We start from the raw sequence: 17,349 nt of genomic DNA, 5'->3' as shown, positions 1-17,349 counted from the left end.
GCGGACCCGCTAATCTCCGCGGCTATGCGAGTACTCGACACCGAAGCCGACGCCCAGGTTCCCCGCGGAGTCTCCCGCAGAGCCACACTCTGGCGCCGCGCGCCGCCGGGGGGGTGGGTCGTGCTGGCACTGCTGATGCTGCTGCACGGGCCGCGGGGCGCGTGCTGGGCCGTGCTGGAGCAGGCCTGGTCGTTGATCGCGACGCTGCTGGGCGGCGATCAGGTAGTGCTGGCGGTGCTCAGCCAAACGGCGCCGCTGACGCTGGCGACCGCGCTGATTGTCTTCCTCTACTGCAGCGAGTGGATCACCTTCGAGAGCATGTGGTCGGTGCTCGCCTCCGCCGGCATCCTGATCGGCGGCGCGTCGCTCGGCGCCGAGTTGCGTGGCGTTATGCAGCGGGCGTTGCCGGAGTTCGCCGAGGCAGACCAGTCCGGCGAGCACTCCGGCAGCTCTGACATGACGCTGACCAGCCTGACTATCCGCGCGCGGATGCACGGGGGACGCCTGCCCGCCGCCGAGGCGTGGCGCGTGCTGACCGACTGGCGGTACATCAGCGAGCTCGGCGCGTCGGCCAATTGGCCCGAGCAGATCCCGCGCGTCGCGCTGCTGCCCGAGGGGACCAACTGGTTCGGCGTGGTGGGGCAGGGCGTCAACCAACTGCTCGGCTACCTGGTGTTCTACCGCCCGCGGATGTTCTTCGCGGCGCTCTTGGCGGGCGGCTACCTCGGCTGGGCGTGGCACCGTCGGCTGGAGTGGGCCAATGACCGCGCAATTGATTGGACGAACGAGCGCGCGAGCCGCCGCGCTGCCTGACGCCTGGCGGGCTTGCGCCGATCGAGGACCCGCGGGTAAACAGGTCTTCTTAGCCCCTATGCAACCTGGCATTGGCGCGGTTGGAACGCGCGCTATACTCGGCGCAACACCCCGCGTTCGCGCCCCCGAGTCTCCCCCTCGCGTTAGCGTCGTCGAACGCTCCCGCCTACTAGAGAGACTGCGATGCGCGCGCTGCTGATCGCCCCCTGCTTCCCCGACACGTTCTGGTCGTTCAGCCACGCGTTGTGGTTCGTCCGGAAGCGTTCCTCGTTCCCACCGCTGGGGCTGCTCACGGTCGCCGGCATGTTTCCCGCAGACTGGGAGGTGCGGCTGGTCGACACCAACGTGCGTCGCCTCCGCGCCAGTGACCTGCGGTGGGCGGACACCGCGTGGATCGGCGGCATGACCGTGCAGAAGAAGTCGGCGCTCGAGATCCTGTCTCGCTGCCGCGCCGCGGGCGTGAAGACCGTCGTCGGCGGCCCGATGGCGACCTGCGAGCCCGACGCGTTCGACGAGGCCGACCACCTGGTGCTCAACGAGGCCGAGGTGACCCTGCCGGGGATGCTCAGCGACCTGGAGTCTGGTTCGCTGCGGCGGGTCTACGAGAACGACGAGAAGCCGGACCTGGCGCTGACGCCGCCGCCGCGGTGGGACCTCGCGCCGCTGCGGCGCTACGCGTCGATGTGCGTGCAGTTCAGCCGGGGCTGCCCCTACGACTGCGAGTTCTGCAACGTCACCGCGCTGCTGGGCAAACGCCCCCGCACCAAACCGCCCGAGCGGGTGATTGCCGAGCTCGACGGCCTGTACGTGCAGGGTTGGCGGGGGCCGGTGTTTTTTGTCGACGACAACCTGATCGGCAACCGCAAGGAGGTCCGCAAGTTGTTGCCAATGCTCGCCGGCTGGCAGCGCGGCAAGCAGCCGACCCCCTTCTACACCGAGGCCACCATCAACCTGGCCGACGACGAGCCGCTCCAGCGGTCGATGGTTGACGCCGGTTTCGACACCGTGTTTGTCGGCATCGAGACCCCCGACCAGGACTCGCTCACCGAGTGCCACAAGACGCAGAATCTCAAGCGTGACCTCGTGGCAGACGTCCGCAAGCTGCACCGCGCTGGGCTGCAGGTGCAGGCCGGGTTTATCGTCGGATTCGACTCCGACACGGCGAGCATCTTCCGGCGGCAGATCGACTTCATCCAGCAGAGCGGCATCGTCACCGCAATGGTCGGCCTGCTGCAGGCGCCCGTCGGCACGCGGCTGTACGAGTCGCTCAAGAACCAGGGGCGGCTGCTCACCAACAGCAGCGGCGACAACGTCGACGGCACCACCAACGTGCTCACCAAGATGCCGCTCGACCGGCTGACCGCCGGCTACAAGTCGATCATGAACAGCGTCTACGCGCCCGAGGCATACTACCAGCGGCTCAAGACATTCCTGAGCGACTACCGCACACCGCCGCTCCGGCCGCGGCTGACGGTGGGACAACTGATGGCGTTTGGCCGCAGCGTCTGGCGGCTGGGCGTCTGGTCGCGGGGTCGCGGCCAGTTCTGGCGGCTGCTGGGCTGGACCGCCTGGAACCGCCCGCAGCACTTCGCGCTGGCGGTGCGGCTGTGGATCTACGGTCACCATTTCCGCGAGGTCTGCCGACTGCGGCTGCAGGAAACCTGAGCTGGGGGCGCCTGATCGTTCTCGACCCGATGGTCTAGAATCGGCGGCATGAAGCCCAAGTTCCTGTACTTCGATCTCGGCAACGTGCTGGTCCGGTTCTGCAACGACACCATGGTCCGCCAGATGGCCGAGGTAGCCGGGATCCGTGAGGACGCGGTCCGCGCGGCGGCGTTCCCGACCGGCACGCCCGACGACATCCAGTGGCAGTTCGAGTGCGGTCGGCTCACGCCCGACGAGTACTACGCCTGGTTTTGCGAGGCGACCAACTCGTCGCCGGACCGCGCGGCGCTCGAGCTGGCCTGCAGCGACATCTTCGCCCCGATTGACGCGTCGCTGGAGCTGGTCACTGCGCTTGCGGCGGCCGGCCACCGGCTGGGGATCTTGTCGAATACCAACGCGGTGCACTGGCCGTTCCTGACCAGCAGCTTCCCGCAGCTCAATGAAGCATTCGAGCTGCACGTGACCAGCTTCGGCGCCCGGTCGATGAAGCCGGACCGCGAGATCTACGACCAGGCCGCCGAGCGGGCCGGCTGCGAGCTGGGCGAGCTGTTCTTCACCGACGACCGCCACGAGAACGTCGCGGGGGCCGTCGCCGTGGGGATCGACGCCGTGCCGTTCGAGTCGACCGAGCAGCTCGCCGGCGAGCTGCGGCGGCGGGGCGTTGCGTGGTGACTCCAATCGGCTGGGGCCATGCGTGCGATGCATGGCTGCTATGCGTCGATTCTGCCCCTTCATCGCCCGGGCCGGTCCCCGTATAACTGTCCAGACAGGGCCGGCCGGGGCCGAACGACCTGGCGGCCCGCCCCACTGCATCCCCCCTAAACATCGATAAGCGAGGTTCCCCGATGAGCGTGCTCGTCCAGAAAGAAGCCCCAGATTTCACCGCCCAAGCGGTCATGCCGGACGGGACGTTCAAGGAGCTGAAGCTGTCGGACTACCGCGGCAAGTACGTGCTGCTGTTCTTCTACCCGTTGGACTTCACGTTCGTCTGCCCGACGGAGATCATCGCGTTCTCCGAGGCGGCCGCCAAGTTCGAAGAGAAGGGCGTGCAGATCCTTGGCTGTTCGGTCGACAGCCACTTCTCGCACCTCGCCTGGACCCAGACCGCGCGCAACTCGGGCGGCATCGGCGCTACGGCCTACCCGCTGGTGGCCGACCTCAGCAAGTCGATCGCCAGGGACTACGACGTGCTCTTGGATGGCGGGGTCGCGCTGCGTGGCCTGTTCCTGATCGACAAGGACGGCGTGGTTCGCCACCAGGTGGTGAACGACCTGCCGCTGGGCCGCAGCGTCGACGAGGCGCTCCGGATGGTCGAGGCCCTGCAGTACTTCGAGAAGAACGGCGAGGTCTGCCCCGCCAACTGGAAGGAAGGCTCGCGGACGATCAAGCCGTCGGTCGACGCCAGCAAGGAGTTCTTCAACGCCGAGTACACCGGCTAGGCGCTGGTTTGAGGGCGCCAGGCGCTCGTTGAAAACGATAAAAAGGCGGCTGCCCCAAAGGGCAGCCGCCTTTTTTTATTCGTAGGTGATCGGCTGGGTGGCGTGCTCCGGGCAACTAGCGCCCATCGCCCCCCCCAACCAGCGCCCGCTCAGCAGCCGTGCTTCTCGAGCTTCTCGCGGAGCGTGTCGGCCGTGAATGGCTTGACCAGGTAGTCGGAGACGCCCGCCTGGATCGCTTCCAGCACGCGCGACTTCTCGGCCTCGGTCGTGACCATAATGATCGTGACGTTGGTGTCCTGCTTGCGGATCTCCTGGATTACCTCCAGGCCGTTCTTCCGCGGCATGTTCCAATCGGTCAGGACCAGGTCGAACTCGCCCGGCTTAAAGGCGTTGATGGCTTCTTCTCCATCGGCGGCCTCAATGGCGCTCGGGACGCCCACGGCGTTCAGTGAGCGGAGGATGATCTTGCGCATCGTGCTCGAATCGTCGGCCACCAGAACTCGTGTACTCATCTTTGGAAGCTCCTCGCAGTAGTTCGCGATCCATTTGCAGGCGCTGCGGAACGATGGGCCGTTGGTGGCCACGCCTGCGCCGCGATTTCTGTCAACGAAACCTAGGTCGCTAGCGGGACCAGTCAACCGGTATTGAGAGAAGATCGCGGCGGCGGGCCGCCGACACGACCAACCGGCACGATCGGGTCGCGTATCCGGACCAGCCGGCACGACCGGCGGCGCTGCTGTGGGGAACCCCGTTAGAGTGGCCGGGGGCGCCTGGGGCTGAATCAGGTCAGCAGGCGGGTGATCTCGTCGCGGAGCGTCGACTCGATCTTGCCCTTGAACATCATCGCGGTGAACGGCAGGTCGCCGCGGACGTGGATGTCGTTGTCGTTGACGGTCAGGTTTCCCTTAATACCGACCCCCATGGTCTTGAAACCGAAGTGCAGGGTGTCGCCCTCCCAGTTCTGTTCGACTTCCTTCACCATCTCGGAGTAGTGCTCCCGAACCTTCTCAGAGAAGTTCTTGAGCCGTTCGTGGGCGTCCTGCTTGGATTGGCCATGGGGGACCGAGACTTCGAACTGGGGCATCGCGATTGCTATCGGCTAGCGGGTAGGGGGGCCGCCATTGAGCATTGTGGCGGGTCTGCCGGTAGTGTAACGCTTGGCGGGTTGGGCAGGTAGGCCGGCCCCGCTCGCAGTGCACCGGCAATTGCACGGCCGTGGGTGCACCCACAGACACCCCGGGCGCGGGGGCGCTCGGGCAGGGGGAGGCTAGTTGCCGCAGGCAGAGCCGCGGGGAACGCCGATTAGCGTTCTCTGGGCAGGTCTTCGTAGGTCAGCCGGTCGCGGCCGTGCCACAGGGGCAGCCCGCGTTCGGCCCGGGCGGCGAGCACGGAGATCTTCTCGTGGGTGCCGGGCAGGGCGGGGGTGGCGGGGTGAACAGTATCGCTGATGTCGTCGGGCTCGAAGTCCCAATCTCCCTCACGAATCGCATCTAGTACAGAACGTTGCACAATGGTTGCCCTCTTGTTGTGGCGGATACGCGGCGGCCGGACTGTCCGACCAGACGCGTACGCCCGCCGTGCGCCATCGTGAGTCTCCATCTCGTGGATCCCCCGGCTTCCTGTGCCGCGGGGCTGAGCCGGCCCCGACGCCATGTCGGACCGAACTCGCCGTGGCGTCGCGGTTTAGAAACCGCTGCAACAGAGCCAGCCGCCTGGCAGAAAAGGTTGAGCCGCAGCCATCGAGCGGCGCCGCTCGACAAGACTCGTTGGGTTCTGTTGGTCTCACCACAAATGCCGAGTATCGGGATTGGCGGGGCCGTGTCAAGTTTTTTCGCTTGGCACTCTTGCCGCAGCGGGCCCCGCGCAGACCAACGCTGCAACCGTTGACACCAACGCCGCATCGATTTTACCCGTCCGGCCGCCGACGCAGACAGCGCCGCGGACCCCCAGCACGGCTGGCGCCAGCCGCCGCAGCGAGGCCAGCCCGGCAAGGCCCAGCCGCCCCGCCAACGCTACCCGCATGCCCGCATCTGCCGCGTCTGACAGTAGTTGGGTGATCTGCTGTCGGCTCCAGATAGCGTTCAGAGGACGACCCGACTTGTCGGCGGTGTCCACAACCAGCCACGAGGCGTCGGCCGCCTGGCGGAGGCTTTGCAGCAGACTCAGCGGTGGGGGCTCCGGCAGCAGGTCCGCGTACAGGACCGGGGCCAGGGCCGTTTTCTGGTCCAGCGCGGCACGGACCGCCGACAGGCCGGCTAGCGTTGACTGCTCGCCTGCCGTGGGAAGCCCAAGCTTGACGAACCGCGCCCCGGCGTCGTCGGCCCAGGCCGCAAGCCCGGCGGCCGGCAACTCGCCCAGGTCGCCGGCGGCCACCGTGACCGGCCGCGCCCCGCCTACGCGATCGGTGATCGCGCGGACCTGCTCGGCGGCGGGCCGCCCCAGCGGGCCACGTGACGGGTCCTTGATGTCGACCAGGTCGGCGCCGCCCGCCAGGCAGGCGTCGACTTCGGCAAGTTCTTGCACACTGATCAGCAGCATGGTCGGTGGGGTGGTCGGCAGCTCGGTGGGCACTCGCTTGGCCTCAAGGGGGCGTGGCTACGGTTGGTCCGATTCTAACGGCGGGGACGCGCTGCTGTGGAGATCCGCCCGTTCCGCGAGCGCGCCGGCGCGACCGGCGCCGGGCGGCGGGGCCTAAGCTTGCCTCGCTGGAGCCGCCCCGCGGGCGTCGTTGCGCCCCGCGACTCCAATAGACGAATATTAGTACGCTCGCTACCTTTAACCGTCTCTCTCGGTTGATCACTGGCGGACAATAACAACGGATCGAAGCCGCACATGTCTACAGAGTCCCATCACTCCGCTGAAGGCGGCGGCAAGGTCGTTCTCGCAATTGTGCTGGTGGCCGCTATCTATGTGGCGGCATTGGTGGCTGGTCTGCCCCAAAAGGCAACCGCGCTAATTGTGGCGTCCAACGCGGCGCACGGCGCCACTGAGCACGCCGACGGCGGTCATGCCGACGCTGCGCACGCGGACGAAGACCACGCCGATGGCGAGCACGCCGATGAGGAACACGCGGCCGACGACCACGCCGGTGAGCAGGCCGGTGAGGCCGGCCACTCGGATTCCGAGCACGCCGACGCTGAGCACGCCGACCACGGTCATGGGGAGGGGATTGTTGCTCCGCCGGTCTGGACCGTGATCCCGTTTGTGCTGCTGCTGGGCGCGATCGCCCTGCTGCCGCTGATCCCATTCACCGAACACTGGTGGGAATCGAACCTGCACCGCTTGCAGCTAGCTGCTGTGCTGGGCCTGCTGACGCTCGCCTACTACGGGTTCTTGCATGAGCACCCGATCGACGGCCACTTCCCGGCGCACTATATCGCGGATTTCGACGCCGACGGGTTCAACTGGGACGAGGTGACCGCCATCCTGGGCGGATCCGTGGCCCAGGAGTACGTGCCGTTTATCGTCCTGCTGTTCAGCCTGTACACCATCTGCGGCGGCATCCGCATCGAGGGCGACCTGCAGGCCAACCCAATGACCAACGCGATCTTCATGGGTGTCGGCGGCGCGTTGGCGAGCTTTATCGGCACCACCGGCGCCGCCATGCTGTTCATCCGACCGCTGCTCGAGACCAACAGCGAACGCAAGCACGTCGTGCACACGGTGGTGTTCTTCATCTTCATCGTCTGCAACTGCGGCGGCTGCCTGCTGCCGATCGGCGACCCGCCGCTGTTCCTCGGCTACCTGGCCGGCGTCAACTTCTTCTGGACCATGGAGCTGTGGCCCGAGTGGCTGATGTGCAACGGCCTGCTGCTGATCGTCTACCTGCTGCTCGACGAGCTGATCTACTACCGCCGCGAGACCGAGGCCGACATCACCCGCGACATCCGCCAGATCCGCCACCTGAAGTACATGGGCGTGTGGCTCAACGGCCCGCTGCTGCTGGGCGTGGTCGCCGCGGTGGCGTTCCTTGACCCCTCCAAGACGGTTCCCGGGACCGACTGGCACCCGTGGCTCTACCTCCGCGAGATGGTGCAGCTCGGCCTGGTTGCCACATCGCTGGCGCTGGGGGCGCGTGAGGTGCGTCGGGCCAACTCGTTCAACTACCACGCCATCCAAGAGGTGGCGGCGCTGTTCATCGGCATTTTCGTCTGCATGCAGCCCGCGCTGCAGATCCTGGGGCTGAACGGCAAGTACCTGGCCGACAACTACCTGACCTCGCCGATGCACTTCTACTGGGTGACCGGCGCGCTCTCCAGCGTGCTCGACAACGCCCCCACCTACCTCGTGTTCTTCAAGACCGCCCAGGTTCCCGGATTGGGCGGGCCGACCGCCGGCGTCGAGCCGCACTACCTGACCGCCATCAGCCTGGGGGCCGTCTTTATGGGAGCCATGACCTACATCGGCAACGGACCGAACTTTATGGTTAAGGCGATCGCCGAGAAGTCGGGCGTGAAGATGCCCAGCTTCTTCGGGTACATGGCCTACAGCTGCCTGATCCTGCTGCCGATCCTGGCGATCGTCGGCTGGCGGACGTTTAGGTAGCGGGGGCCGACGGCCTTCCTAATTGCCGCCGCAGCCGCCATAATCCGGGCTTTCCAGCGCCCGCAGGCAACACCGCATACTCCCCCGAGTCTCTTGTCTTACCAGCACGTAAAGAGTGACGCCCACCTGGCCGAGGTGCTCGAGCAGCTCCGCTCGGCCAAGCGGATCGGCTTCGACACCGAGTTTGTCTCAGAGGACACCTACCGGCCTGAGCTCTGCCTGATCCAGGTGGCGTCGGAGGACGTGCTGGCGGTGATCGACCCGCAGACGATCACGGACATGACGCCGTTCTGGAAGCTGCTCTCCGAGGGCGACCACATCACCATCGCCCACGCCGCGCGGGAGGAGCTGAACTTCTCGCTCACCTCGGTGGGGGCGCCGCCGGCCAACCTGTTCGACACGCAGATCGCCGCCGCCTTCTGCAGCAACGAGTACCCGGCCGCCTACAGCTCGGTAGTCAGCCGCTTTGTCGGCCACAAGATCGCCAAGGGCGAGCAGCGCACCGACTGGCGCCGCCGGCCGCTAACCGAGGACCAGCTCAACTACGCGCTGGAGGACGTCCGCTACCTGCACGAGCTGCACGACAAGATCATGGCCAAGCTCGTTAAGCACAACCGCGTGGCCTGGCTCGAAGAGGAGATGCAGAGCTTCGTCGAAGAGGTGACCGCCGCCCGCACCCGCAAGCGGTGGCGCAAGGTCTCGGGCATCGGCAACCTCAGCCCCCGCAACCTGGCGATCGTGCGCGAGCTGTGGGAGTGGCGGCAGAGCGAGGCCGAGCGTCGCGACGTGCCGCCCCGCCGGGTGCTGCGCGACGACCTGATCGTCGAGCTCGCCAAGCAGAAGAACGCCAAGGCGGAGCGGATCCGCTCGATCCGCGGGATGCAGTACGGCCAGCTCAAGAAGATGACCGACCAGATCGCCGACTGCGTGCAGCGCGGGCTCGACGCGTCGCTCGACGAGTTCAAACGCAAGCGTGGGCCCGCGCCCCCGCCACAGCTAAACCTTTTGGGCCAGTTCCTCTCACCGGCGATCGCCAGCGTCTGCCGCGGCAAGCACGTGGCCGCCAGCCTGACCGGCACCGCCAGCGACTTCCGCGACATGATTGCCGACCACCTTGGCTACGGCACCGAGGACGGCGAGCCGCCGGCGCTGGCGCAGGGCTGGCGGGCGGAACTGATCGGCAACCTCATCAACGACCTGCTGGACGGCAAGAAGAGCATCCGGATCAAGAACCCCAAGAGCGAGCACCCGCTCGCCATCGACGGCGTCGAGGACGACCCCGAAGACGACGACTGATCCCGCCGGGAGGGAGCGTTCGATGGCCCAACCCGACCCATAGGGCCACTTTTGCGCTGCCGTTTGTGTGCCCCCATACCAAACGGGGCCCGATTGGCCATTCTGCCGTGCCGCCAGCAGAACCCTCTAGCTATCCTTCCGTACCCCTGGGAAGCCGCTGCCCCCTGGGGAGCAATCGACGCGGTCGCCCGTGGCGAGCCTCTCGCCCTGCCTGCCGATCGGCCCCAAGCCCGTGATGCTAGCCTCCGGCGATTGCCGTTCGCGGATCTGGCTCGCTGGGTCTTCCGCGTGCGGCTAGACTGGGCGGAAGCACAACGCGCTTCGATCAAGGAGAGACCCCGATGACCGAATCCCTCTGGTGGCTGAAGCAGAGCGAGATCTTCCGCCGGCTCTCGGCGGAGCAGCTCGCGCGGCTCGAGGCGCAGAGCACACGGCGGAGCTTCGCGCCGCGCAGCCCGCTGCTGCTCCCCTCCGAGGCGACCGACAACGTCTTCCTGCTGACCGAGGGCCTGCTGAAGGTGGCGCACGTCACCGGCGACGGCCGCGAGACCATCCTTGGGTACATCGAGCCGGGCGAGCTGTTCGGCGAGCTTGCGATCCTCAACGACGCCGACCGCGACGACTACGTCGAGGCGGTGGAACGCTCGTCGGTCGTCGCGCTGCCGGCCGCCGAGATACGCACGCTGATGTCCGAGCACGCCGACATGGCCGTCGCGATCACCCGCCTGGTAGGGATGCGGCGGCAGCGGATCGAGCGGCGGCTGCGGAACCTGCTGTTCCGGTCCAACCGCGAGCGGCTGCTGCACCTGCTGCTCGACCTGGCCGAGCAGTTCGGCGTGCCCAGCGATCAGGGCGTCGAGCTCCGGGTGCGGCTCTCGCACCAGGACCTCGCCGGCCTGATCGGCAGCACCCGCGAGTCGGTAACCGTGCTGATGGGCGAGCTCCGCGCCGCGGGCGACATCGGCGGCGGGCGGCGGCGGGTCGTGCTGCTCAACCCGTGCAGCATCGCGCGGTCGGTGGGCCGCGAGAAGATCCGCCTGCCGGAGCGTGGCCTGTCCGAACGCAAGCCGCTCCTGCCGTGCCTGGACCGGGCGTCCAGCTAGCGGGGCGACCGGCCGCCGAGTGTGAGGCGACTCACAGACCACGCTGCGCGAGAGTCCGATAATCGAATAAGAAGCGGGCGCGTGCAGGATGCGTCGCCCAAACCGTGACAACCCCCTTTCAATTCAACACAGCGTTTCGGCATGAACAGCCAACAAGAAGCATCGAGTGGGTGGACCCCGTGCGAACCCGGCAGACTGCAAGAGCTCTCCCGGCGGCTGCAGTGCGAGAGTTCGGCGTGCGTGGTGCGCCGTGCGGCGATCGCGTTGTCGCTCAGCGCCGCGGCGGTGCTGCTGGTCGGGCTCGCGTTCAACTTCCGGACCGAGGCCGCCCCGGCGGCAATCGCCTGCCAAGAGGTGGGCCAGCACCTGGTCGCCTACGCCCGCGGCGACTGCGCCCCAGAGCTCCACGACCGGATCGAACGCCACCTGCAGCGCTGCCCCCGCTGCGTCAAGCACCTTGAGGAGGTGCGGCAGGCCAATGCGTTGGCAGCCCCGGCCGGGCGGTTAGCCCTGCTTGGCGCCGCGTGGTCGGACGCCGGCCGCTCTAGGCCGGCCCGCTAGCGGACGAACGCGACCCCCTTAGCGGACGAACGCGACGCAGTAGAACGTCCAGCCGGTGACCGCGGTCAGCGTCATGATGATCGCCGCTAGCCGGGCCCAGAAGATGTGGCTCCGGCTGTGCTCGCCCGGCGCCGGCGGCGACGGGAACCGTCGCAACGCCCGCCAGGCGACCGCGGGCCACAGGAAGAACGAGGTCACGGCGAACACCAGGTGCACGTACAGCACCTGCCAAGTTAGCGGCGACGCTTGTCCGCCGAGCTCGCCGGCGGACCGCTCCTCCCAGCCGTACAGCCGCATCTCGATCTCGAACGCGAGCACCGCAACGATCAGCGCCACGGTCAGACCGACCTGCGTCCACTTGTGCAGCTGGAAATTGCCACGCTTGACCTGCAGCACACTCCAAGCCAAAGCGACGAGGACCACGGCCATGGCCAGCACCACAACGTCCAGCATCAGCGAGGCGCGGGTGCCGAGGAATCCGTCGGGTCCGGGGAAATCCATGGGGTTGAATATCCTTCAGCCGTCGCGGGTCTGGGGGAATAGAGAAGGCGCCCAAATTCTATCGGCCCGCGTCCCCCCCGCGGTAGACGAGTTTTTCATCGCTGCGTGCCTTCCGCGAATGGTTTATGATGTCCGGCGTACCGGCCGCGTGGCGGAATTGGCAGACGCAGCAGACTTAAAATCTGCAGGGGGGTAACCCCCGTGGGGGTTCGAGTCCCCCCGCGGCTAGATTTATCGGGGAGCCGAGGGACCGCTTCGGCGCGGGTCCGGTTGCGCAGGTTAGCGCAGCTTAACGGACCCATGTGGAAAGTGTTCTATAATTGGGTGGAGGAACACACCCTATGATTGCGCTCAACCAAGACGAGGTCCGTCTGCTGCGGCTGTTGGTAGAAGGGGCGTCCAACAGCACAGCGGCCAAACGCCAGGGCATCGCCCTCCGCACGATGGAGCTCCATCGGCAGAAGGTGATGAAGAAGCTTGGGGCCAAGTCGGCCGCCCAGCTCGGCTACCTGTTCGCCCGGTACGAGGGCGAGCACGCAAGTCAGTAGCCGCAACGCCCACGCCACGGCCCCGCCTGCGACTGCTAGTTACTCTGCCCAGGCAGATCCTGGAGACGCTGCGCCCCGGCCAGCTCCTCGACCACCGCCGCACGCATCAGCTCGGCGGCCGGCTCGAGGTTCGCAAAGGTCGTCTCGTCGGTTGACAGCGTCAGCACCAGGCCGCGTCCGCGATCGATCCAGCTGTGGAACCCCCGCGCCCCGCCCGCCATCGCGTCGACCGCCGGGCCGGGCTCGGCCAGCTGGTCGAGCCACACGCCGATCCCGTAGCGGTTGTTGTCGACCGGCGAGTGGTCGATCGGCAGCGACTCGTTGGTCTGCCGGGTCAGCAACGCGTTGACCGCCTGCGCGCTCAGCACGCGGCGGCCGCTCGGCCGGTCGACTCCGTGGTTGAGCAGCATGTCCATGTAGCGGCTGAAGTCGGCCGCGGTCGACTGCACCCCGCCGGCCACCCGCGGGTTCGAGTCGCTCGCCAGCGTGTACCGCGTGTGGTGCATCCCGAGCGGCCCGGTGATCCGCTCGGCGAACAGCTCGCAGTAGGGCGTGCCGGTTGCCGCTTCGAGCGCGGCGCCGGTCGCCTGCATCGACAACCCGCCGTACGCGAACCGCGACCCAGGGGGGCCGTGCTCGAGAGATTGTCGCGCGATCAGCCTGGCCCCTTGCCGCAGCTCGATCCGCTTGGTGCGGAGGATCAGCGAGCCGACGTCCTGCCCCTTGATGCCCGAGGAGTGGGAGAACGCCTGCCGCACTGTGATCGGCGCGAGCTCCCCCTTGGCGAACTCCGGCAGGAACTCGCCCAGGCGGCTGTCGAGCGAGAAACCTTGCTCACCGCTGTCGACCACCGACATCACCAGCCCGCCGGCGAGCGTTTTCGAGCTGCTGTCGGTCTGCGCCAGCCGGCCGAGCTCCCAGTCGCCGAACGCCCGGTGATAGACCGGCTGACCGTCCCGCAGCAGCAGGATCTCGAACCCGGGGACCCGCCGCCGGACGTGATCGCCGCGGAGCAGGCCTTCGGCGAGCTGGGTCAACTTGCTGAAACCTTCATTGTGTGCGAAGTCGGCAGCGGGGCAGTCCGGCGTAGCGACCAGCAGCAGCCAGATCAGGGCGATCGCAGTGGCGTGTTCTCGGAGCATCGCAGGCGCCTCAGGGGGACGGTGGCTTCGAGCAGGCCGCCGCCGGCGCGGGCCGCAACGCCGCTCTGCTATAGGGTTGCTCACAGAACCGGCAAACGGGGACAAGAATTTTACCGTCGCCGCCAAGAATGCGGCACACGTTGGCTCCGCTAGAATTCGCCCACGGGCGTGCCGTCGGCGATCGCCGCGGCGGCGTTGTAGACCACCGGGTCGAGACCATCGGTCACGAACGTCACGTGACCGTCGCCGAAGGCAAAGTTGGCGCCGCTGCTGTGCCAGCTGCCGAAGGCGGCGTTGCGGCGTTCGCGGACAACGCCGGCGCCGGGCGTTTCGTTGAGCAGATTGCGGGTGCTGCGGAGCGTGTCGGCCCCGTGCCGGCCGTAGGTCCACACATTGGTCGAGACCCAGGTCTCGGCGTGGGTCACCTCGCCGAGGAAGAACGTGTGCGACAGCCCGTCGGTGACTTCGGCGATCCGCCGGGTGCGGGCGTACATGAACACGCCGTCGTTGAGGTAGATGGCCTGGGCCAGGTCGGCGTCGGGGCCGAGGGTCCCCTGCGAGAACGCGTAGTCGCCGGTCGCCACGAGCGTCGGCGGGTAGACCTCGCACAGCTCCTCGGACTGGGAGCTCGGGCACCGCATCACGTCCGGCGTCTGACGGAGGGCTTCGAGCTTGCCTTCGCCCGCGGTGTTGTACCAGGTTAGCTCGTTGAGGTTGTCGTTCCACAGGCCGCCACTTGCCGGCTCGAGCGCGTCGAAGCGGGCCTGTTCCTCAAGGTCGGGCAGCAGGTAGACAAGGCCGCTGGCTCCGTTCAGTCGGTCCGCTTCATCAACCCGCTGACAGACGTTCCCGGGCCAGGGCGCCAGTGGGTTCTTCGCGCAGCCGCGGCGTCCGGCTGGGAAACGGCGACTGCGGGACTCGTAATTGGCAATGGCCAGGCCGAGCTGTCGGAGGTTGTTGCTGCAGGACGACCTCCGCGACGCCTCGCGCGCCGCCTGCACGGCTGGCATCAGCAGCGCTGCCAGGACGCCGATAATGGCAATCACGACCAGCAACTCGACCAGCGTGAACCCGACCTGCCGCGATTGGTTACTCGGCATCGGCTTTCCCATTTGCTGGCGTTAGCGGCTGGAAGTACGGGAGCAGCATCGGCTCGTCGAGCGGCGTCACCTCGTACAACACCAGGCCGGACCGTTCGACGCGGAACACGTTCAGGTCGGTCTGTTCGTCGTGCCCTACGGGCGGGCGCCAGTCTTTCTCGAGTCGGTCGACCACCACGATTACCGGCCGACCATCGACGTGGGCGAGCATGCTGGTAGAGCTGTCGCTCAGCCCGCCGAGGTAGGACAGGCCGGCCATGACGCGGTCCTCGGGGAGCTCTTCGAGCTTGAGCGGCACGCCCTGGCGGCGGCGGAAGGTCTCGGCGAAGACCGCTGGGTCGTCGCAGATCCAGTACGGCTGGAAGCCTTCTCGAACGCTGGTCTCGTACACCTCGGACAGCGGACGCTCGACAAACGCCACCTCGGGCCCGCCGCGGGGCGACAGCCACTGCCACCCGAACAGGGCCCACGCCAGGGTCGCCGCGGTGGCGTACCAGATAAGCCGCCCGCGTGAACGCGGCGGGTCGTCGATTGGCTCTTGCCTGAGGGTCCCCGGAGAGACCCGCTCGGCCGTCGGGGCGGCGTCGGCCCGCGGCCCATCGTCAAGCGCCGGGAACACCGGCGGCGGTGGGGCAAACGCCCGCCGCAGCGCAGCGTCGACCTGGGCGTCCCGCTTGAGGGCTTGGGACAGGTCGGCGTCTTGTTCGGCGCGCCGGGTGATCTGGGCTTGCTCCTCCGGCGACAGCAGCCCGTCGCTCAGGCGGGTGGCGAGGTCGTCGTGCTGTTGGCGGGGGTTGCTCATGCTGCCCCCCCTTCGGTCGGGACATTGGCCGACAATTGACTCTTCAGGGCCGCCTTGGCGCGGTGGACGTGGCTCATAGCGGTAGAGGCGGGGATGCCGAGCATCTCTGCGATCTCGTCGTACGACAGCGCCTGCACGATCCGCAGCAGCAGGCAGATCCGACGGTCCGCGGGCAGCGTGACAAGCGCGGCCGCCAGTTGGTCGTCGATCCCTAGCTTGTCTGGGTCGAAAGCTCCCGAGGCGTGGGTCAGCACAGGCTCGGCGGTCGTGTTCTGTCCGCGGGCCGAGTCTGCGGTCGCCTCTACTATATGTTGCGGGTCGGCCGTTCTATCCCGCTTTTCTCGCTTGCGGAGGTAATTCAGCGACGTGAACCGAACGATCTGCGACATCCACGCAGCAAAATTGGTTCCCCGCTCGTAGGAGTCGACCTTATTCAGGCCTGTGATCGCCGCGTCCTGCAGGGCGTCTTCGGCCAGGTCGCGGTCGCCAATCACCGCCACCGCAACCGTCCACAGCTTCGGGTGGGCGGCCAGGTAGAGCTCGGTGAATTCGTCGCGGGAGAGCGGCGGCATCGGCGGGGCGGGGAGGTCGTCGGCGGGGCGGCGGGTGTCGAGGCCCCGGAGATACAGTCAAGGCCGCGTCCAGCATAGAGGGTACACGCAGGTCGAGCCAATAGTTTTATTCTGCACCTGCGGCCGAGCAACGTTCGGCGGCTGGGTCTGAGAGCCGTAGCAATCCGCTGCGGCGGTCCGCGTAGAGAGCGATGCAGAGAGAATTTTGGGCGACCGCAATAGGCCCGCTCGCCGTTGACATTGGCCTGTAGTTCGAAGGCACGCTCGCGAAATGCAACGCAGCAGTGCCCACGCCCGTTGGCACGCGAACACCGTCCCCCAGTGTCCTCAGGACACCACTCAAGGAGCAAGAGAATGAAGATGCGCGCCCACCCAACCACTTTCCTGATTGTCCTGGCCGCCGCCGCCGGCGCCACATCTGCTGCGTCGGCCGTGTTGATCCGCGAGATCAACGGCCCCGACGCCGCCAGCATCCAGGCCACGGTCGACGCGTTCCGGGCAGACCTGGGCGCGCCGAACGCCCCCGAGCCGGTCAACCACCCCGGCGGACGCCGTGAGGTTAACTGGGACGCCGCGCCTGATTCCGTGAGCGACCCCAACCCATTCCCCGGCGACTTCTTCAACGCAGGGTCCTTCCCCCGCGCCCGCGGCATTGAGTTCCTGCCGACCGGCGAAACCACCGGCTTCGAGCTCAGCAGCACCGCCGCCAGCGGCGAGCCGGTCGAGTTCGGCTTCGACGCCGGCTTCACGTTCTTCAGCGCCGAACGCCTGTTCACCCCGATCGGCGGAGAAACGTTCGACGTTCGGTTCTTTGACCCGGCCAACCCCGGCACGCCAGCGTTCTCCACCGGCCTCGGCGTGGTGTTCACCGACGTCGAGTCGGCGGACAGCACGACCATGACTTTCTACGACGCCTACGACAACGTGCTGCTCACGCGGTCGGTGCTCGAGGGCGACAACGCCGGTTTGTCGTTCCTCGGCGCGTCATTCGACGAGGCGATTGTCGCCCGGGTGTCGATCGTCGGCGGCCTCGACGCGTCCGATTCGGTTGTGATGGACGACTTCATCTTCGGCGAGCCACAGGCGGTCCCCGAGCCGTCCTCGCTGGCCGTGCTCTGCCTGGCGGCGGTTGGCGGCATCATGGGCCGCCGCCGAGCCTGCTAGTTGGGTCCGCAGCGGGGCAGGGGACTCGTCGTGCTCCGATCGCCTGTCCCGCTCCTTTCTCGGCGGCCCATCCTCGGACTAAGATCACAACTACTGCC

19 protein-coding genes and 1 tRNA gene are annotated in these 17,349 nt (G+C 67.4%); 11 read left to right on the top strand and 9 right to left on the bottom strand.

Features of this window, described 5'->3' with window-relative positions:
• Positions 1–24: 24 nt before the first annotated feature.
• From Pla123a_RS09990 to Pla123a_RS09975, 4 genes are all read left to right on the top strand, one after another.
• Positions 25–813: a hypothetical protein gene (locus Pla123a_RS09990; protein WP_146586427.1), complete on the top strand. Its 789-nt coding sequence runs from the start codon at positions 25–27 to the stop codon at positions 811–813.
• A 183-nt stretch (positions 814–996) separates the two neighbouring features.
• Positions 997–2,478, top strand: coding sequence for a B12-binding domain-containing radical SAM protein (locus tag Pla123a_RS09985; RefSeq protein ID WP_146586426.1), 1,482 nt, complete (start codon positions 997–999; stop codon positions 2,476–2,478).
• Positions 2,479–2,526: 48 nt separating this feature from the next.
• Entirely contained in the window at positions 2,527–3,150 is a 624-nt protein-coding gene (locus Pla123a_RS09980; protein ID WP_146586424.1) for an HAD family hydrolase, read from the top strand.
• 173 nt (positions 3,151–3,323) lie between these two features.
• On the top strand, positions 3,324–3,917 hold the full coding sequence (locus tag Pla123a_RS09975) for a peroxiredoxin (protein ID WP_146586422.1): 594 nt from the start codon (positions 3,324–3,326) through the stop codon (positions 3,915–3,917).
• A gap of 149 nt (positions 3,918–4,066) precedes the next feature.
• On the opposite strand, the gene Pla123a_RS09970 is transcribed toward Pla123a_RS09975, so the two are convergent.
• The 4 genes from Pla123a_RS09970 to Pla123a_RS09955 all read right to left on the bottom strand — a co-directional run bounded on the left by Pla123a_RS09970 (position 4,067) and on the right by Pla123a_RS09955 (position 6,488).
• Complete coding sequence (locus Pla123a_RS09970; protein ID WP_146568323.1) at positions 4,067–4,429, bottom strand: response regulator; 363 nt, start codon at positions 4,427–4,429, stop codon at positions 4,067–4,069.
• Between the two features lie 269 nt (positions 4,430–4,698).
• A complete protein-coding gene (locus Pla123a_RS09965; RefSeq protein WP_146586420.1) occupies positions 4,699–5,001 on the bottom strand; it encodes a polyhydroxyalkanoic acid system family protein in 303 nt (100 codons plus the stop codon).
• 218 nt (positions 5,002–5,219) lie between these two features.
• Positions 5,220–5,426 carry a hypothetical protein gene (locus Pla123a_RS09960; RefSeq protein WP_146586418.1) on the bottom strand — a complete coding sequence of 69 codons (207 nt, stop codon included), beginning with the start codon at positions 5,424–5,426 and terminating at the stop codon, positions 5,220–5,222.
• Positions 5,427–5,738: 312 nt separating this feature from the next.
• On the bottom strand, positions 5,739–6,488 hold the full coding sequence (locus Pla123a_RS09955; protein ID WP_146586416.1) for a (5-formylfuran-3-yl)methyl phosphate synthase: 750 nt from the start codon (positions 6,486–6,488) through the stop codon (positions 5,739–5,741).
• A gap of 261 nt (positions 6,489–6,749) precedes the next feature.
• Between Pla123a_RS09955 and Pla123a_RS09950 the strand changes: the two genes are divergently transcribed.
• From Pla123a_RS09950 to Pla123a_RS09935, 4 genes are all read left to right on the top strand, one after another.
• Positions 6,750–8,462, top strand: coding sequence for a sodium:proton antiporter (locus tag Pla123a_RS09950; protein WP_146586414.1), 1,713 nt, complete (start codon positions 6,750–6,752; stop codon positions 8,460–8,462).
• A gap of 93 nt (positions 8,463–8,555) precedes the next feature.
• Positions 8,556–9,758: a ribonuclease D gene (locus Pla123a_RS09945; protein ID WP_146586412.1), complete on the top strand. Its 1,203-nt coding sequence runs from the start codon at positions 8,556–8,558 to the stop codon at positions 9,756–9,758.
• Between the two features lie 341 nt (positions 9,759–10,099).
• Positions 10,100–10,861: a Crp/Fnr family transcriptional regulator gene (locus Pla123a_RS09940; RefSeq protein WP_146586410.1), complete on the top strand. Its 762-nt coding sequence runs from the start codon at positions 10,100–10,102 to the stop codon at positions 10,859–10,861.
• A gap of 141 nt (positions 10,862–11,002) precedes the next feature.
• Positions 11,003–11,422, top strand: a complete 420-nt coding sequence (locus Pla123a_RS09935) for a zf-HC2 domain-containing protein (protein WP_146586408.1) — start codon at positions 11,003–11,005, stop codon at positions 11,420–11,422.
• Positions 11,423–11,440: 18 nt separating this feature from the next.
• On the opposite strand, the gene Pla123a_RS09930 is transcribed toward Pla123a_RS09935, so the two are convergent.
• A complete protein-coding gene (locus Pla123a_RS09930; RefSeq protein WP_146586406.1) occupies positions 11,441–11,923 on the bottom strand; it encodes a DUF420 domain-containing protein in 483 nt (160 codons plus the stop codon).
• A gap of 142 nt (positions 11,924–12,065) precedes the next feature.
• On the opposite strand from Pla123a_RS09930, the gene Pla123a_RS09925 reads away from it, so the two are divergent.
• Both Pla123a_RS09925 and Pla123a_RS09920 read left to right on the top strand, forming a co-directional pair.
• Positions 12,066–12,151, top strand: a tRNA-Leu gene (locus Pla123a_RS09925).
• A 113-nt stretch (positions 12,152–12,264) separates the two neighbouring features.
• A complete protein-coding gene (locus tag Pla123a_RS09920) occupies positions 12,265–12,471 on the top strand; it encodes a LuxR C-terminal-related transcriptional regulator (RefSeq protein WP_146586404.1) in 207 nt (68 codons plus the stop codon).
• Positions 12,472–12,506: 35 nt separating this feature from the next.
• Here Pla123a_RS09920 and Pla123a_RS09915 read toward each other — a convergent pair whose 3' ends face one another.
• The 4 genes from Pla123a_RS09915 to Pla123a_RS09900 all read right to left on the bottom strand — a co-directional run bounded on the left by Pla123a_RS09915 (position 12,507) and on the right by Pla123a_RS09900 (position 16,087).
• The gene (locus tag Pla123a_RS09915) at positions 12,507–13,613 is read right to left on the bottom strand and encodes a serine hydrolase domain-containing protein (protein WP_146586402.1); all 1,107 of its coding nucleotides are present in this window, start codon (positions 13,611–13,613) and stop codon (positions 12,507–12,509) included.
• A gap of 149 nt (positions 13,614–13,762) precedes the next feature.
• Positions 13,763–14,713 (bottom strand): DUF1559 family PulG-like putative transporter, encoded by a 951-nt coding sequence (locus tag Pla123a_RS09910; protein WP_197527838.1) that lies wholly within the window; start codon positions 14,711–14,713, stop codon positions 13,763–13,765.
• Positions 14,703–15,515 (bottom strand): hypothetical protein, encoded by an 813-nt coding sequence (locus Pla123a_RS09905; protein ID WP_146586400.1) that lies wholly within the window; start codon positions 15,513–15,515, stop codon positions 14,703–14,705. Before Pla123a_RS09905 ends, Pla123a_RS09910 begins: the two co-directional genes overlap by 11 nt.
• Complete coding sequence (locus Pla123a_RS09900; protein ID WP_146586398.1) at positions 15,512–16,087, bottom strand: RNA polymerase sigma factor; 576 nt, start codon at positions 16,085–16,087, stop codon at positions 15,512–15,514. The genes Pla123a_RS09905 and Pla123a_RS09900 overlap by 4 nt, the downstream gene beginning before the upstream one ends.
• A gap of 354 nt (positions 16,088–16,441) precedes the next feature.
• On the opposite strand from Pla123a_RS09900, the gene Pla123a_RS09895 reads away from it, so the two are divergent.
• A complete protein-coding gene (locus tag Pla123a_RS09895; RefSeq protein ID WP_146586396.1) occupies positions 16,442–17,251 on the top strand; it encodes a PEP-CTERM sorting domain-containing protein in 810 nt (269 codons plus the stop codon).
• Positions 17,252–17,349: the final 98 nt, after the last annotated feature.

The organism is Posidoniimonas polymericola (genome assembly GCF_007859935.1).
In the GTDB taxonomy this organism is placed as follows: Bacteria; Planctomycetota; Planctomycetia; order Pirellulales; family Lacipirellulaceae; genus Posidoniimonas; species Posidoniimonas polymericola.
Note: the sequence above shows the minus strand (reverse complement) of the source record. Positions and strands in the feature narration are given on the sequence as shown.

What these genes read in the sequence shown, in the direction of transcription:
- Pla123a_RS09990 (WP_146586427.1), top strand. Translation starts at nt 25, where the DNA reads ATGCGAGTACTCGACACCGAAGCCGACGCCCAGGTTCCCCGCGGAGTC.
- Pla123a_RS09985 (WP_146586426.1), top strand. Translation starts at nt 997, where the DNA reads ATGCGCGCGCTGCTGATCGCCCCCTGCTTCCCCGACACGTTCTGGTCG.
- Pla123a_RS09980 (WP_146586424.1), top strand. Translation starts at nt 2,527, where the DNA reads ATGAAGCCCAAGTTCCTGTACTTCGATCTCGGCAACGTGCTGGTCCGG.
- Pla123a_RS09975 (WP_146586422.1), top strand. Translation starts at nt 3,324, where the DNA reads ATGAGCGTGCTCGTCCAGAAAGAAGCCCCAGATTTCACCGCCCAAGCG.
- Pla123a_RS09970 (WP_146568323.1), bottom strand. Translation starts at nt 4,429, where the DNA reads ATGAGTACACGAGTTCTGGTGGCCGACGATTCGAGCACGATGCGCAAG.
- Pla123a_RS09965 (WP_146586420.1), bottom strand. Translation starts at nt 5,001, where the DNA reads ATGCCCCAGTTCGAAGTCTCGGTCCCCCATGGCCAATCCAAGCAGGAC.
- Pla123a_RS09950 (WP_146586414.1), top strand. Translation starts at nt 6,750, where the DNA reads ATGTCTACAGAGTCCCATCACTCCGCTGAAGGCGGCGGCAAGGTCGTT.
- Pla123a_RS09940 (WP_146586410.1), top strand. Translation starts at nt 10,100, where the DNA reads ATGACCGAATCCCTCTGGTGGCTGAAGCAGAGCGAGATCTTCCGCCGG.
- Pla123a_RS09935 (WP_146586408.1), top strand. Translation starts at nt 11,003, where the DNA reads ATGAACAGCCAACAAGAAGCATCGAGTGGGTGGACCCCGTGCGAACCC.
- Pla123a_RS09930 (WP_146586406.1), bottom strand. Translation starts at nt 11,923, where the DNA reads ATGGATTTCCCCGGACCCGACGGATTCCTCGGCACCCGCGCCTCGCTG.
- Pla123a_RS09920 (WP_146586404.1), top strand. Translation starts at nt 12,265, where the DNA reads ATGATTGCGCTCAACCAAGACGAGGTCCGTCTGCTGCGGCTGTTGGTA.
- Pla123a_RS09915 (WP_146586402.1), bottom strand. Translation starts at nt 13,613, where the DNA reads ATGCTCCGAGAACACGCCACTGCGATCGCCCTGATCTGGCTGCTGCTG.
- Pla123a_RS09910 (WP_197527838.1), bottom strand. Translation starts at nt 14,713, where the DNA reads ATGCCGAGTAACCAATCGCGGCAGGTCGGGTTCACGCTGGTCGAGTTG.
- Pla123a_RS09905 (WP_146586400.1), bottom strand. Translation starts at nt 15,515, where the DNA reads ATGAGCAACCCCCGCCAACAGCACGACGACCTCGCCACCCGCCTGAGC.
- Pla123a_RS09900 (WP_146586398.1), bottom strand. Translation starts at nt 16,087, where the DNA reads ATGCCGCCGCTCTCCCGCGACGAATTCACCGAGCTCTACCTGGCCGCC.
- Pla123a_RS09895 (WP_146586396.1), top strand. Translation starts at nt 16,442, where the DNA reads ATGAAGATGCGCGCCCACCCAACCACTTTCCTGATTGTCCTGGCCGCC.